We start from the raw sequence: 13,619 nt of genomic DNA, 5'->3' as shown, positions 1-13,619 counted from the left end.
CAGCGATAAACTAATCGGACGATTTTTGGCGCTCGCGTTTATCTTTACGTTTCTCTTTTAATGAGCGTTGTGGCGCTTTCTTTGCCTTTTCTTTACTCATGGATATCGACTCCAACGTTTAATTCGCCATCAAATACCGCGCCGTTATTCGATTTTGATCGCTTGGGCTCAATTATTATTTCCAGCTTAAATTGAGGCGTTATATACATTAATCCATTTGATATTTAAGAGTTAACCTCACTGAAGCGTCATACAATTTCTATCGCTTCTGGTGATATTTTTGGGCGCTTACGTTAAAAGCGCTGCCATGCTATTGAGTAAATGTCGCCCCAAAATGCGGTTAACGGCTTAATGATTTATCAAGTTAGATTAATCTTCACGGCCAATAAATGCCTTCAAAATAACATCTCCTTCTACATGAGCATGTCAGCCTAAGCCTTGTGCTTTGGGTTATCGACGTTCGCCACCAGCCGCCACCAACAGCGAGTAAAATAAGCATGATGCCACGGAGCTGAGCATGCTTTAGTGTAAAGTCGTGCGGGTTTTCTTGTTACTACTTACCTGGGTGATCATAAAGAGCACTGGTTTGCCTAAAATATTAACTTGAGCCATCTCCCCTTTAGACTGCCCCAGTAAACTGGCGCCTAAATCAGAAATAACTGAAAAACGTCCTGCGCTGGGCTTGTGTTTGGGCGGGTAGACCAGTTCTATTTGATATTCTTGTTGGTCTTGCATATTCACAAGGCTGACTTGGCACCCGACACCAATTTTATCGCTTGAAGCGTTATCTTGAAGATCATCTAATTTTGCAATAACACCAGCCAGTGCTGTGGGGCGCAAAGATGCATTAAAGCTATTCTGTAAATAATAAGATTCAGTTTTTAATGTTAATGTCTGAAATACATTTTTAATAAATGAAGTAATCATATTTCCTCTAGTAGGTTAAAAGTGAGAAAAGATTAATTCGAGGTGTAAGTTTGTCAGCTTATATCGATATTAATATTTTTTATTTAGTGATTTTGCCGAGCGCAAGCAGCGCCCGGCTTATACTGGGAATATAAGTGAGAAGCGCGTTAGCACGAAAAAGTTGCAGCTTAGAATTGGGGCGCACTTTTTCTGGGAGAATAGTGATGAAAATGTATCGGTAAACATAGGTTTTACATCTCCAGTCGCTGTTAATAAATGGGGTTGTACGCTTAATGTTACTAGCATTTATCTAAGTTAGCCTCTGTGATAAATGCCATTCTAAAACTATTTACTCACTACTCATTAATTGCGAGTTGCAATTTTCACCTAGTGTAATAGCTAAGTTTTAGAGCGATTTTTATAATGGTCGTTCGTTTTTAATGAACTGACCTATACATTAGGCCAACTAAAAAAATAAAGCAAGCCTGATCATTTTATCGTGTGTTTTTTTATTTTGTTAAGCAATTAGTATGATAGTTATAAATAAAAAAGTTTAATGAGTAGTATTAATACCTGCTGAAATAAAGAGTATGGTCCATTTTTTAGCGGCAGTTTGCTGAATGATAAATGACAAGGTCTAGGATTAGGTTGAACCCCAGAGGTATGTAAAGGGGCTAGCGTTTCATTCAGCTATCGATAACTTATCATTTTTGATTAACTATCTACCTGAGGAATCGACAGTCTAGAGGGCGTGAAAGCGATTTAATGGTATCGTCCTTAGAACTGTAACATCTAGGATTAGCTTAACTTATTCTAATGAATCACTGGTTTTTATCGCTGAGTTTAGTGCTAGTATGGAGGGGTCTTAATGCACAGGTAGGAAGCTGACATCACACCAATTTTAACTAATTAAATTAATGCGTTGTATTAATAGTGTGTATTGCATATTGAGCAAGTAACTTACGTTTACTTCAGGACATCAAACGCTCGTTAAAATGACTAAGCTGTGAACGGTTAGCCCTAGCTAAGATGCCCCAGTAAACACTGGAGCTAAAAATGAGTAAAGAACATAAAAGCGGTAAAGAGAACAAGAAACAACCTTTAAAAACGGCTAAAGAAAAACGCAACGATAAATTGGCGAAGAAAGCCAACAAAGGTATGTTTGACAAGATTAAGTAACCAAGATGGTATTAGCGTTGTGCACGTGACACCTAGTCACTGGCAACGATTGTAGGATAGAGGCTGGCAGATACTGCTGGCCTTTTTGTTTTTCGCTTTGCCAATTAATGCTTTTTAACGCCTAATGAAGTAGGCAATTATTAATTGCCCTACTTCGCATCTTAATCCTCTCCGACTCCGCTGAACTTGGCTATTAAATACCCTAGGTGATCCAGAGATAATGGTTGTCAAATCGCCTCGCAATGCTCAAGAGGTGAGGCTAAACGCATTAAAAATCTCACTCTTTGATTATACTGGTTCAAATTTTGGCGCAATTTTTATTAAGCCATGAGATTGTCAGTTGCGTTAGTGTGCTATCTCATTTCACGCGGGTATTTGTATTAAATGCTGGCTGCAGTACTTTAGCGCCACGTCAAAACGGTCGCTTTGAGTCAGTTGCATCGTTCAGTTTGTTTATTTTGCTGCCTTGGATTGGACCGCAACATTTTTACAGGCATCTATTGACGACCTGCCTGTATTACCTATGTTGAATATGGTGATTATTGGAGAAATTTTGAGTCATTTTTATCACTCTTGCCGCTATCTGCTTGCCCCGTTATTGCTTACTGGCCTGTTATTGGGCGCCATCGATTATTTTAGTGCTCGCTGGGTGGGCTGGCTCGATACCATACAGGTGATGCCATATTGGTTACTTGCTATTGCGGCGCTGATCGCGCTGCAATTTAATCGTAGCCGCCTCAGTTATATTGCCACCTTATTATTGCTGTTTTATGGGATAAATCAGCACGGACTGCTCAGTCGAGAGGCTTATCAATGGGTGTTTATTGGCGGCGGGGTCATCACTGCGGCATTCTGTTTCATCAAAGACCGTGGTTTGCTCAGTATCCATACTTTGGTACGTCTTGGCATTATTACATTAAGCTTTTTAGCGGCTTATTTATGGTTAACTCTACTGGAGCATTCTCCAGAGATGGCGCAGCAGGTGCGTGAACGCTATCTGTCTTTCTTGTCTGCCAATGGCTTAGCCACATTACCGGTATTCTTAGCTGGCGCGGTCATGTTGTTTAAGCTGATTAAAGACAGTAACTTAGTGCATACGAGTCTTGGGCTGACGTTTATTGTATGGCTGATGCATTATTACGCTGCTGATTGGCAGTCGTTGGCGGTGCAGCTCAATATGATCGCCGTGTTCCTGTTATTGACTGTACTGTTTGACTCTTATTTTTTGGCGTATCGCGATGAGCTCACCGGCTTACCTTCGCGTCGAGCTCTGTTTAATCTCAGTTTGTCTTTAGGTCGAAAATACACAGTCGCAATGGTCGACATAGACCACTTTAAGAAGTTTAACGATACTTATGGCCACGATGTGGGCGATCAAGTGCTTAAGTTGGTGGCGGTAAAACTGTCGCAGGTCACTGGCGGCGGTAAGGCATTTCGCTATGGTGGTGAAGAGTTCACTATTGTGTTTGCTAATAAGCAAGCTAAACAGGTAATTGAACATCTCGATGCGGTGAGGCAATCGATAGAAGATTACGACATTGTGCTCAGAGAAACTAAGCGAAAAGCTAATCAGAATAGCCATGCGAGCAAAAATCGTAATAAAAAAGCGGTCGATAAACAGCGTATTGTCAGTGTCACGGTATCAATTGGGCTAGCCGAGCACCTCGGTGATCAAAATTTTGAGCAATGCATGAAGCAGGCCGATAAAGCCTTGTATAAGGCCAAGAAAAAAGGCCGTAATCAGGTGTGCGCTTAACCATGTCAGCCATAATATACTGAGCAGTATTGCGCCAAGGAGCTAATTGATTACGTACACCAATTTAAGATAAAGCCTAGTGCTAATTGGAGAGAGCATGACGGAGTTTTTACTGCAGCGACTCAGCGATATCAATTGGCATTTAGGCGGTGCCCAGTTGTTCTCGCTATCGCTACTGCTCATTTGGTTATGGGCGATTTGGCCCAGCGCCGATATAAAGACGCTGATCAACGATAAAGCGTTGCAATCACGGTTGTTATTAACCACCTTTGCCATTAATGGATTATGGTTACTCGATGCCAGTATTACCGCTGGCATCCACCTGCATTTTTTAGGTCTCGTCACCCTTATGCTAATGTTTGGCTGGCGTCTGGCAACGGTCATAGCACTATTACCTGTACTGTTTTTTGCCACCTTTATTTTAAAGCAACCTTTTGATTTTGCAATTTATACATTGGTTGCCGTCGCCTTGCCCCTGTTTCTTTGCTATGCCGTTTACAGCATGGTGTATCAATATTTACCGCATCATCTGTTTATCTATATTTTTTGCGCGGCTTTTATTAATGGCTTGCTCTCTATGGTGTTTCATATGGGGGCTTGGTCTGCTTGGCTATGGTTAAGTGGTGATTACCCATGGGATTACTTGGTAGATAACTATTTGCTGTTAATTCCCTTGCTGGGTTTTCCTGAAGCGCTACTCAATGGTATGGCAGTGACCATGATGGTGGTGTATCGCCCACAATGGTTATATGACTACTCAGACAAGCATTATTTTTAGTTACGGCTTAAGCGGTAATATTTGTTGGGTCTACAGGACGATTTATTGGTATCATAGCGAGTAAATTATATAGGCGTGCGCCGGTTTTAAGGCGATGCATATCGACTGTACTCGAACACCCTAATTCACTGCTGCTTGAGCACAAGCTTGGCAGCAAATACTGTAGACACCGCAATGGCGGTCGTTGGAAATTCCATGATTGAACAGCAGCAAAACAACCCATTACATGGCCTAGGTTTAGAAACCATGGTCACTGAACTCGTCGATTTTTATGATTGGAAAATTTTATACGCGGCGTTGCGCTTAGAATGTTTTAATACCAATCCTAATATGGCGGCTTGCCTTAAGTTTTTGAAAAAAACTGAGTGGGCCAGAGAGCGGGTTGAAAGCTTTTACCTGTATCGTTTTAAGCGCATGCCTAAAGGTGATGCAGCGCAATTTGAACTCAAGCCTAGAGAGCGTGGCTTTGCCGATGGCATTGTGCCTCGTAAGCCACAAGAGTTAACGATTGAGTTAATTGAGGAAATGCGCGTTAAAGCCACTGCCGATTATGAGGCGATGAAGCAAAATAAGACGCGGCCTCAATACGGTAAAGATAAACCACGCGCTCAAGATGCCTATGCACAAAATAAGCGTTCGGGTCATAATCGCCCAGCGCCATCACAAGATCCCAATAATCCTTGGGGGAAGTGATTGCTATTGTGGCGATAAACAAAGGCGAATGGCTTACCATTCGCCTTTTTTGATCTTATAAGCATCGTTTTTAGTAAAGGTGCTCTTTAGCTGAGATGCTGTTTAAAAAAGCTTAAGGTGCGACTCCATGCCAGTTCGGCATTTTGTTCATCGTAACGCTGAGTCGAGTCATTATGGAAGCCGTGCTGGGTATTGGGGTAAGTAAACATCTGATAGTTGGCGTTAATACGCTTTAAATCTTGCTCATACTCAGGCCAAGTTTGATTAACCCTGTCATCGTGTTCTGCCAGTTGGATAAGTAAGGGCGCCTTGATATTACTGCGCAGCTCAGGTGTGGCAGGGGTGCCATAAAAGGGCACTCCGGCGGCCAATAATTGACTGTCCACCGCCGCTAAATAATTGACCATATAGCCACCAAAACAGAAGCCCACCGCACCGAGTTGACTATTGCTTAATGGATGAGATTTTAAGAAGCGCGCTGCAGCGACAAAATCATGCTGAATCTTATCCTTAGCTAATGTGCTTTGCATGGTTCTACCTTCATCGTCGTTACCCGGGTAACCCCCAAGGGGAAATAGTGCATCGGGGGCAAAGGCCAAAAAGCCTGCTTTGGCTAAGCGCCGCGCAACATCTTTAACATAGGGGTTAAGGCCTCGGTTTTCGTGCACCACTAATACCACGGACAGCGGCCCCTGTAGCTGCGTTGGCACCGCTAAATAGCCGCGGCCTTTGCCATGGCCGTTAGGTGAGTCAAACTCTTGGTAGCTGGCTTTAATGTCCGGGTCATTAAATGAGACCTGCTCTGCTAAGGCATAATTGGGTAATAATGCCGAGGTGAGCAAGGTCATTGAATAACCTACTGCAACGAGTGTGGCCAGTTTTTTCATAAAGGTGCGTCTATCAATCACGCCATGGGCGTATTCGTCGTACCAATCGAAAGCTTCTTGGGGGATATGATTAAGTGGTTGCTGAGCCATTATGCTTCCCTTCCTCTTTTGTTATTAGGCAATCCAGTTGATGCGATAAATAGTGGCTAACCATTACGTTTTCGAAATAATTCTAAGATCAGTGATTAAGCACGTTATCGACCTAGTGTCAGTTATTAAGATAGTTGCAGCTTAGGTGGCTTTCAAACCTAGTAGCATGATCAGCGTGGCTTAAGGATTTAAGGATTTAGGACTTAGGACTTAGTGGTTTAGTCGCTGACATTCGGTTAATTGGGCCCGCTGAGGTCACGCCGCGAGAAAATAGATGTTATTAACCGTGTATAAACGGGCTGTGATAAAGGAAGCATTGAGTCCAGAGCACTGCTGTTTCACTGCGTAATAGAGTTGTTTAACAGCGAAATAGGGGCTTAGGTTGGTCGCCGCGTGATAGCAAAAGGGCATAAGCGTTAAGCACTTGTGCCCCGTCGATTATCTTGCCGCGATAAGATGAGCGGTGAGCCTTTCTCGGTGTTTACCCCAGAGAGAGCTCTTTAGCGCGATCGGCGGCAGAGTCCATCGCATTAGCGACTAATGCATCAAGCTCACCGTGCTGAAACGCCAGTATGGCTTGCTCTGTGGTGCCTTTTGGCGAGGTCACTTGGCGGCGCAGCGTGGCAAAATCGTATTGGCTGTCCATCGCCATAGCAATGGCGCCCATGGCACTTTGCAACACGGCTTTAGTGGCTGTCGCCTGAGGTAAGCCTTGGTTAATGGCGGCTTTTTCCATCGCTTCTAAAAACAGAAAAAAGTACGCTGGTGAACTGCCAGCGGTTGCCACTATGGTCGACATTTGGCTTTCCTCTTGCAGCCAAACGGTGTCACCAACGGCGCGCATCAGGTGGTCGGCGGTATCGAGATCGGCTTGCAAGCTAGGTTTAGGAGCGTATAGGCCGGTTAACCCTTTACCTATGGCGGTGGGCAAGTTTGGCATGGCGCAGATCACCCGTTGATGATCGTCAAGCTTAGCGCTAATGGTGTTTTGTTTCACGCCTGCGGCAATCGAAATGACGAGCTTATCGCCATTATGCTGTGCAATTACCGGGGCTAACTCTTCGCACACTAGCGGCACAATAAAGGGTTTAACCGCCAAGATAATCACGTCAGCGAATGCAGCAGCGGTACTGTTGTCTTGATGCACGCGCACATTAAACTGCTCCACCATTTCGCTGCGCGTAGCCTGAGTCGGTGCGCATACCAAGATGTGTTGACTGGAGTGACCATGCTTGAGTAGACCGGCAATGATGGCTTTGGCCATATTACCGCCACCGATGAAGGCAATACGCAATTGTGGGTCTAAGGGTGAGTCCTGATTAAAGATAACGGTCTCCTTGAGGTATGTTATTGATGTTTGTAGCTGGGATGTCGATGCGGTGATAGCGACTCGGCAATCTATCTTTAATTGATGAGCGATTGCCGAGTCGAAGGGGTTATGCGCGTATTTGTCCGTCACCGCTGACTAAATACTTTTCAGTGGTCAATGATTCAATGCCCATGGGGCCATAGGCATGCAGCTTGGTGGTGGCAATGCCTATCTCGGCACCCAAGCCGAGTTCGCCGCCGTCAGAGAAGCGAGAAGAGGCGTTAACCATAACCACAGAGGCATCGACTGTTCGCTGAAAACGGGCGGCTGTGAGCTCATTTTGGGTGCTGATCACCTCGGTGTGGTGGCTACCAAAACGTCTAATATGGTCGATAGCCTGCTCGAAGTCATTCACCTGGCGAATGGCGATTTCAAGATCTAAGTATTCTTGACCAAAATCTTGCTCATCTATCACTTGGCACGCGTCAAAGTGTGGGCTGGCATGTTCACAGGCATTAATGGTTACCTTATGTTCTGCTAAGGCTGAGGCCACTTTAGGTAAAAACTCGGCGGCAATCTCTTTGTGGACCAGTAGGCCTTCTAAGGCGTTGCACACCCCGGTGCGCTGGGTCTTACCGTTAAGCAGTAAGGCTAAGGCACTATCAAGGTCGGCATCTTTATCGACATACAGATGACAAACACCTTTAAAATGCTGAATGACAGGTATTTTACTGTTGTCGGTGACAAAGTTAATTAAGCCTTCGCCGCCCCGAGGGATAATGACATCGATATAATCGCGTTGTTGCATCAACTCTAACATCAGGGCGCGATCGGGGTCGGGCACCACGGTAATCAACGCAGGCGGCAAGCCATAATGAGTCAATACCGTTTGCATAATTGAGGCGATCACCTTACTGGTTTGCAGCGCCTCTTTACCGCCACGCAGTACAACGGCATTGCCCGATTTAAAACATAAGGCTCCGGCATCGGCAGTCACATTCGGACGCGCCTCATAGATCATGCAAACCACCCCGAGTGGCACGCGCATTTTACGGATATTTAAGCCATTGGGACGCTTGCCCATGTCGCGCTCAGCACCGATAGGGTCGGGCAGTGAGGCAATGGTTTCAATGCCTTCGGCCATGGCCTCCACCCGCTCTGGGTTGAGGCTTAATCTGTCTATCATAGCGGCGCCAAGTTTGTCGGCATCGGCGTTAGCCAGATCAATCATGTTGGCGCTGAGGATCTCATAACTGTGGGCACGAATAGCGCGTGCCATATCCAATAGCACGGTATTTTTTAACTGTTCATCAAGCACCGCAAGGGTTTGTGCTGCTAACGCGGCATCTTGAGATAAGGTTTTAATTAAGCTCATATTTACTCCAATATGGCGATATTTTTGTCGGAAATGATCGCGCCAGTTTTTTGCTGGACATCATTAGCAAACTCGCGATCTTCTTGTTCCGCAATAAAATTCAGTAGACAACTGCTGTAGTTGGATCGGGCTTTCGCCAGTTTAGTGCCATCGCCTTTGCGCACTAATACCGTATCCCCGACGGAAAAGTTACCTGTTACGGCAACTACATCGTCGCTGGTCAGCGGTGTATGTTGGTCTAAGTTTCCATCGAAATCATTTTCGACGATTAGTTCACCTTGTGCTTGCGAGGTATGGGTCATCCAGTGCAGATGTTCCTGCATTGGGTGTTCAAACGGGGTAAATAATGTCCCGGGATTTTGCCCTTTAAGCAGTTGGGTAAAGGTGTCGCCGTCAAAGCCATTAACTATCACGGTTTCGATGCCGTGAGAGATGGCCTTTTCTGCAGCTTCAATTTTGGTGCGCATGCCACCAGTACCTACGTCACTGGTGGCGCCGCCTGCCATCGAATAGATATTGTCATTGATGTCGCTGACCTGTTTTATCAGCTTGGCATCGTCGTGGATGTTCGGGTTTTTGGTGTACAAGCCCTTTACATCGGAACAGATGATCAGCGCATCAGCGTCGGCTGCGGCGGCCACCATCGCCGAGAGGTTGTCGTTATCACCGACTTTTAACTTGTCGGTGGTCACTGCATCGTTCTCGTTGATGATAGGCAGCAAGCCATGATCCAATAAACTAAAGATGGTATTTTTAATGCTGATGTAGCGCTCACGATTACGTAAATCGCCATGGGTCACTAACAGCTGTGCGGTGGGAAAGTCGAATAACTTATCCCACGTTGCCATCATGTCTGCTTGCCCCGCAGCGGCCATCGCTTTTTTTACCGATACCGACGGCTTATCTATGCCATTAAATCGATGCCAGCCTGCGGCGACTGAACCTGATGAAACCAATACCACCTCGCATCCATTGGCGCGGCAGTTTGCAATAAACTGCGCGATACCCAATAGATAGTGGCTGCTACAGCCTTGTTTGTGGGGTGCAATTAAGGCACTACCCACTTTAACGACAATGCGTTTCCAGTGTAAATCTGCCATGTTGCCTCTCCCAATTATCTTTCTTCTGCTAGCACGCGTCCGGCTTTATTGAAGGTCTTCACCGTTTTATGGCAAGGATCTTTAGAGAAGATGCTAGTGATCCAGATAACCAAACTACTGACTATAAAGCCTGGAAGCATTTCATACATGACGCTGCTTAAGGCTTGGCCATCGGCAAGTACTGGCGCATAAATCCAAAACAGTACGGTAGCGGCACCCGAAACGATACCGGCAATGGCGGCTTTATAGGTTAAGCCCTCTTTGTGCAAGCTAAACAGGATGAGTGGACCAAAGGCGGCACCAAACCCTGCCCAGGCATTACTAACTAACGACAAGATGCTGTTAGAGCGATCCATGGCCAATAAGCTGGCGACGATAGCAACACCGGCTACACCGAATCGGCCCATTTTGACCATCTCTTCTTCGGTTGCTTCTTTTTTTGATGCCACACGATAAATGTCTTCCGTAAGTGAACTTGATGACACCAACAGCTGCGATGAGATGGTACTCATGATCGCGGCTAGGATAGCGGCTAACAGGAAGCCACTGATCATTGGATGGAACAAGATCTCTGAAAAGACAATAAAGATGGTTTCAGGATCGGTAAGTTTTAACTGAAACTTGTTCGCATAGGCAATACCGATAAGGCCTGTCGCTAAGGCACCAATGATGGTAACTGTCATCCAGCTCATACCAATTCGCTTAGCGACTTTAATGTCTGATACCGAGCGAATCGCCATAAAGCGCACAATAATATGTGGTTGACCGAAGTAGCCCAAACCCCAAGATAGGCTAGATATCAACCCAAGTAAGGTGATATTTTGCATCGCTTCACCAAAATGAGGGATCGATTCATAGGCAAAATTCATCATATTATCGGCAGTGGTGAACTCTTGGTAGGCCACAACGGGCACCAAAATCAATGCGACAAACATGATACACCCCTGAACAAAGTCAGTTAGACTGACGGCTAAAAAGCCCCCCAGCAGGGTATAAGAGACCACCACACCTAAGGTAATGATAAGGCCAAACTCATACTGAACATCAAAGGCCGACTCAAACAGTTTTCCGCCCGCCACTAAACCGGCTGAGGTATAGAGGGTAAAGAAGATCACGATAATGATGGCAGCAATAATACGAATATTACTGCTGGGATCATGAAATCGCTTGGCAAAAAACTCAGGGATGGTTAACGCATCGCCCGCCACTTCGGTGTAAACCCTAAGCTTAGGTGCAACAATTAAGTAGTTAACAAGCGCACCGAGTAAGAGTCCAAGTGCAATGTAAATAGTTTCAAAACCAACCAAAAACATCGCCCCTGGCAGACCCATCAACATCCAACCACTCATATCAGAGGCACCCGCCGAAAGAGCGGTTACCTGAGGGCTGACTTTTCGGCCACCGAGAATGTAGCCCGAAACGTCACTGGTAGAGCGTTTATACGCGAATAACCCGATGCTGAGCATGGCAATAAAATAGATGGCCAGCGATACATAAGTGAGGTAATGCATGGATTATTGGCCTCCTAACGCTTTGTTATTATGAATCCCGTTAGGTTTCAACATGACAAAGAGATAGGTGCTTAAAATCGCGATCAAACACATCAATTCGACTCCCTCCTTTAATGTAGTTTTTGCCTTCTGCCAAATGGTGGTAATGAGATTTTCTTCCGCTGCATTGTCTGACGACATTGTGCCCTCCTGAGCATAAATAGTGTGGTTAAGTAACACTAGCTGCACGCCAAGTAGTTAGAGTGCTAATAGTTAGTGGTCTAACTATCTTAACACTATTGAAGTTAAAGATTCCAGTTATGAGCTAATTTTTCAGCAGCTTGGACTTACTCAGAGGGTTTTACATTGTTTGAATGGTAATTAATTTGGGGGCTGATTTAGTGGCGGTGCTGTGTCGGTCGGTATGGTTGGTGCTTTTAGGGATAACTTATTTTTCGAGGGTTTAGCCAGCTCACGTTTTGCTAAGTCGTTGTTTGCTAAAATACCGCGTGACTTTTTTGGGATGTTTTTTGTGTCACTTTTATGCGTTGTTTTTAATTAATGTTCTCGCCAAGCCGATTGGCGAGTCGCCTCATCATCAGGCCTTTTTGAGTTGGCTGTACTTAAGTGGGTTTGGCAAGATGGTTAGCCATTCATCAAACGTTGCAGCGCCGCCATAGTCAGAGGATATCATGCAGTTAGCTCCCATTGAGCGTGTGAAAAGCGCTTTTGTTGCTGGGATTTGGGCGACACTTGTCAGTATTGCGATTGGATTTGGATTTAAAATTTGGTTAGCGCAATGGGTGGTTAAAGCCGATTTGGCGTTGTACCACACTGTGGTTGATATTATTTCGCTGTCGTTAATTTTGATGACAGGTTTTCGCGCCTCTATGGTGGTGAGCTACTCGCAAACCCAAAACGATAAAGATATCACTAACCTATTTCGATACAGCTTAATAGTGATGGTACTACTGACTTGGGGAGTGGTGCTGCCCTATATCAAGCATAAATTGCATATCGATGTGGCCTATTTTCATCTGGTGGGCATTATTTTAGGGATGGGCCTTAAGGTCTATTTTACCAATCAAATTGCCATGTACCGTATGTACAACATTTCAAATAAGGTCACCTGGTTAGAGCCCTTAGGGCAGGTGGTGGCGTTTATGATCTGTTATTACCTACTGCGCCAGAGCGCCATCGCCTCGCTGTTTTACAGCTTGATGTTGTCATCGCTAGCGGTGGCAGGCTATATGTTTGTTAGGCGTCGCAAACTTATTGCTACTACACCACTAGGGTCGGTTAGCATGACCCCAAGCCTGAAAAACTTTATGCAAAAAAGTTTTACCTCGGCGCTAGAGGCGGGCGCCAGCCTGTTTATGATCTACATTACTGTATTGCTCACCATCGGCCACTTTAGTGTCGATGAGTTAGGCGACTTTCAGGTGGTGGTTCGGCCTGTGATTGCCTATTTAACCTTGTTGTTTGTATTTCCTATTTATCGATTTGTGTTACCCGAACTGGCGGTGTGTGTTCGCCAGCAGCAAGTTGAACAAGTGCGCCTGATCAAGCGCTGGGTGTATAAGGTGTCGATACTGGTCTCGCTGAGCTTTTTCTTGTCGATGCTGCTATGTGGCCAATGGCTGGTCGATACGCTGTTTCCGGCATCCTATAGCAAGGCGGCCCCGGTGTTGATGCACTTTTCAATGTTCTTTATTTTTATGATGCTCAATGGCTATCAGCTGGCCTATATCAAGGCGCGCGGGTTGTTTTTACACAGTTTATTCATTCGAATAAGCGGCATATTAGCCTTGATTGGCAGCTACTATGGCTACACCCGTTTAACCGACAATGTGGTGGCAGTGATCCTCGCGCTGGGCAGCGGTTACCTCGTGATGTTTATCTTATCGACGGTGATTGAACATAAGGTGATTAAGCCGCTCACCGCAACATAAACTCACAGTGAGCGGCAAGAATATATTGGGCCAGCCACTCAGCTTATGGTTTCCGCTTTGTTAGCCTGATTTGAAACACCAGTTTCAAATCAGGCTGTTATACT

12 protein-coding genes are annotated in these 13,619 nt (G+C 45.3%); 5 read left to right on the top strand and 7 right to left on the bottom strand.

Annotated features, from left to right (window positions below; genetic code table 11):
* Window positions 1–522 precede the first annotated feature (522 nt).
* Window positions 523–927, bottom strand: a complete 405-nt coding sequence (locus AC5YBZ_RS13485; protein WP_494523837.1) for a GreA/GreB family elongation factor — start codon at window positions 925–927, stop codon at window positions 523–525.
* Between the two features lie 1,035 nt (window positions 928–1,962).
* On the opposite strand from AC5YBZ_RS13485, the gene AC5YBZ_RS13480 reads away from it, so the two are divergent.
* The 4 genes from AC5YBZ_RS13480 to AC5YBZ_RS13465 all read left to right on the top strand — a co-directional run bounded on the left by AC5YBZ_RS13480 (window position 1,963) and on the right by AC5YBZ_RS13465 (window position 5,312).
* Entirely contained in the window at window positions 1,963–2,085 is a 123-nt protein-coding gene (locus AC5YBZ_RS13480; RefSeq protein ID WP_494521083.1) for a hypothetical protein, read from the top strand.
* A 553-nt stretch (window positions 2,086–2,638) separates the two neighbouring features.
* Window positions 2,639–3,841 carry a GGDEF domain-containing protein gene (locus tag AC5YBZ_RS13475; RefSeq protein ID WP_494523836.1) on the top strand — a complete coding sequence of 401 codons (1,203 nt, stop codon included), beginning with the start codon at window positions 2,639–2,641 and terminating at the stop codon, window positions 3,839–3,841.
* 97 nt (window positions 3,842–3,938) lie between these two features.
* Window positions 3,939–4,619: an energy-coupling factor ABC transporter permease gene (locus tag AC5YBZ_RS13470; RefSeq protein ID WP_494543032.1), complete on the top strand. Its 681-nt coding sequence runs from the start codon at window positions 3,939–3,941 to the stop codon at window positions 4,617–4,619.
* Window positions 4,620–4,814: 195 nt separating this feature from the next.
* The gene (locus AC5YBZ_RS13465) at window positions 4,815–5,312 is read left to right on the top strand and encodes a VF530 family protein (protein ID WP_494523834.1); all 498 of its coding nucleotides are present in this window, start codon (window positions 4,815–4,817) and stop codon (window positions 5,310–5,312) included.
* 86 nt (window positions 5,313–5,398) lie between these two features.
* On the opposite strand, the gene AC5YBZ_RS13460 is transcribed toward AC5YBZ_RS13465, so the two are convergent.
* From AC5YBZ_RS13460 to AC5YBZ_RS13435, 6 genes are all read right to left on the bottom strand, one after another.
* On the bottom strand, window positions 5,399–6,289 hold the full coding sequence (locus tag AC5YBZ_RS13460; protein WP_494543031.1) for a dienelactone hydrolase family protein: 891 nt from the start codon (window positions 6,287–6,289) through the stop codon (window positions 5,399–5,401).
* A gap of 481 nt (window positions 6,290–6,770) precedes the next feature.
* Window positions 6,771–7,748, bottom strand: coding sequence for a pyrroline-5-carboxylate reductase (gene proC / locus AC5YBZ_RS13455; RefSeq protein ID WP_494521088.1), 978 nt, complete (start codon window positions 7,746–7,748; stop codon window positions 6,771–6,773).
* Window positions 7,726–8,973, bottom strand: coding sequence for a glutamate-5-semialdehyde dehydrogenase (locus tag AC5YBZ_RS13450; protein ID WP_494521089.1), 1,248 nt, complete (start codon window positions 8,971–8,973; stop codon window positions 7,726–7,728). Before AC5YBZ_RS13450 ends, proC begins: the two co-directional genes overlap by 23 nt.
* 2 nt (window positions 8,974–8,975) lie before the next feature.
* Window positions 8,976–10,073 (bottom strand): glutamate 5-kinase, encoded by a 1,098-nt coding sequence (gene proB, locus AC5YBZ_RS13445; protein WP_494523832.1) that lies wholly within the window; start codon window positions 10,071–10,073, stop codon window positions 8,976–8,978.
* Between the two features lie 14 nt (window positions 10,074–10,087).
* Window positions 10,088–11,584 (bottom strand): sodium/proline symporter PutP, encoded by a 1,497-nt coding sequence (gene putP, locus AC5YBZ_RS13440; protein ID WP_494523831.1) that lies wholly within the window; start codon window positions 11,582–11,584, stop codon window positions 10,088–10,090.
* A 3-nt stretch (window positions 11,585–11,587) separates the two neighbouring features.
* Entirely contained in the window at window positions 11,588–11,764 is a 177-nt protein-coding gene (locus tag AC5YBZ_RS13435) for a hypothetical protein (protein WP_494523830.1), read from the bottom strand.
* A gap of 491 nt (window positions 11,765–12,255) precedes the next feature.
* On the opposite strand from AC5YBZ_RS13435, the gene AC5YBZ_RS13430 reads away from it, so the two are divergent.
* Window positions 12,256–13,515: a hypothetical protein gene (locus AC5YBZ_RS13430; RefSeq protein ID WP_494543030.1), complete on the top strand. Its 1,260-nt coding sequence runs from the start codon at window positions 12,256–12,258 to the stop codon at window positions 13,513–13,515.
* The last annotated feature ends 104 nt before the right edge of the window (window positions 13,516–13,619 follow it).

The sequence above is a fragment of the Shewanella sp. 553 genome, assembly GCF_059338375.1.
The sequence above is the reverse complement of the archived record's forward strand: the minus strand, read 5'-3'. Positions and strand labels throughout refer to the sequence as shown.

Excerpts from the sequence above, each read along its gene's own strand:
- AC5YBZ_RS13485 (WP_494523837.1), bottom strand. The coding sequence starts at position 927 with ATGATTACTTCATTTATTAAAAATGTATTTCAGACATTAACATTAAAA.
- AC5YBZ_RS13480 (WP_494521083.1), top strand. The coding sequence starts at position 1,963 with ATGAGTAAAGAACATAAAAGCGGTAAAGAGAACAAGAAACAACCTTTA.
- AC5YBZ_RS13470 (WP_494543032.1), top strand. The coding sequence starts at position 3,939 with ATGACGGAGTTTTTACTGCAGCGACTCAGCGATATCAATTGGCATTTA.
- AC5YBZ_RS13465 (WP_494523834.1), top strand. The coding sequence starts at position 4,815 with ATGATTGAACAGCAGCAAAACAACCCATTACATGGCCTAGGTTTAGAA.
- AC5YBZ_RS13460 (WP_494543031.1), bottom strand. The coding sequence starts at position 6,289 with ATGGCTCAGCAACCACTTAATCATATCCCCCAAGAAGCTTTCGATTGG.
- AC5YBZ_RS13450 (WP_494521089.1), bottom strand. The coding sequence starts at position 8,973 with ATGAGCTTAATTAAAACCTTATCTCAAGATGCCGCGTTAGCAGCACAA.
- proB (WP_494523832.1), bottom strand. The coding sequence starts at position 10,073 with ATGGCAGATTTACACTGGAAACGCATTGTCGTTAAAGTGGGTAGTGCC.
- putP (WP_494523831.1), bottom strand. The coding sequence starts at position 11,584 with ATGCATTACCTCACTTATGTATCGCTGGCCATCTATTTTATTGCCATG.
- AC5YBZ_RS13435 (WP_494523830.1), bottom strand. The coding sequence starts at position 11,764 with ATGTCGTCAGACAATGCAGCGGAAGAAAATCTCATTACCACCATTTGG.
- AC5YBZ_RS13430 (WP_494543030.1), top strand. The coding sequence starts at position 12,256 with ATGCAGTTAGCTCCCATTGAGCGTGTGAAAAGCGCTTTTGTTGCTGGG.